The 1,092-nt window shown below is 43.4% G+C and carries 2 protein-coding genes; both read right to left on the bottom strand.

Features of this window, described 5'->3' with window-relative positions:
- On the bottom strand, positions 1-562 hold a 562-nt coding region (rpiA, locus tag SORDD16_RS03875; protein WP_061452447.1), incomplete at its 3' end, for a ribose-5-phosphate isomerase RpiA.
- A gap of 105 nt (positions 563-667) precedes the next feature.
- A partial coding sequence (locus SORDD16_RS03870; RefSeq protein ID WP_241733968.1) for a U32 family peptidase occupies positions 668-1,092 on the bottom strand: 425 nt, incomplete at its 5' end.

The raw sequence follows: 1,092 nt of genomic DNA, 5'->3' as shown, positions 1-1,092 counted from the left end.
CGAAGGCAATTGGATCTTCAATGACATCCAAGGCTAGGTCAATGATAAAGTTCTGCATATCGGTCACAAAACGTTGGCCATCTTTTTCACGGAAACTTGGTTTGTAGCCAGCTCGCTCAAACCGACGAAAGACCTGTTCAGCACCATACTGAACCACTTCTACAGGCAATTTAAAAGCACCTAGTTTCTTGACCAGTTTGCTTTCATCGACCACCCAGATGTATTCTTTTGAAGGCGTTGCGACAACCTTCTCCATCAGAAGGGCACCACCACCGCCTTTGATTCCGTTAAACTGGCTATCTACTTCGTCCGCCCCGTCAACCGTCACATCGACAAAGTCCACTTGATCAATCGACTTGAGCAGGATGTTAAGACCTTCAGCCTGTTTACTAGTCACACTGGAAGTCGTCACAGCAGTAATCTGCAAACCTTCTTCCTTGATCCGACGACCGATTTCCTCTACGAAATAGTAGGCAGTAGAGCCAGTTCCCAGTCCGACAACCATACCATCCTTGACAAACTCAGCAGCCTTGATACCTGCCATCTTTTTCAGATTCTCCACTTAAACACCTCCATTAAAGAGCTACTTTTATTATAACATGTATCCGTTTTTATTTCATGAATACACTTGAAAAACCCGAACATTTTTATTTCGGGTTTTCGTGTCCTATTTAACCATATCAGGATCGTAATCATAGAATCCTGTGTCCAGGAAACGGTTTTTAGGGTGTAACTTGCGCACTTCCTCATCTAACAAGAAGGCTTGGTCATGGCTGAAATTCCCTTCTTGGATCAAGCTACGCGCTTGGATAAAGAGTTTGGCAATTTCTACAAAATTCTGACCTGGTGTATAAAGTCCCTCAAGTTTCCAGTGAGTAAAACCATGCTCCACCAATTCTGTCAATTTGGTCATCAAGTCAAGGTCGTTATTGGCAAAAATGTGGGTACCATGGTTGTCCTCAAAGATAGAGTAATGGCTCTCTGGGTCACTTGGCTCTGCCAAGAAGAGGTCACGTTTACGTGTCTTTTCGTCATCGATATGTGTAAAGTTATAGTAGTTTTGCAAGAGCGGACGTTTAGAATGATGAATGA

It is taken from the genome of Streptococcus oralis (assembly GCF_001578945.1).
In the GTDB taxonomy this organism is placed as follows: Bacteria; Bacillota; Bacilli; order Lactobacillales; family Streptococcaceae; genus Streptococcus; species Streptococcus oralis_Q.
This window is presented reverse-complemented; position numbering and strand designations above follow the sequence as displayed.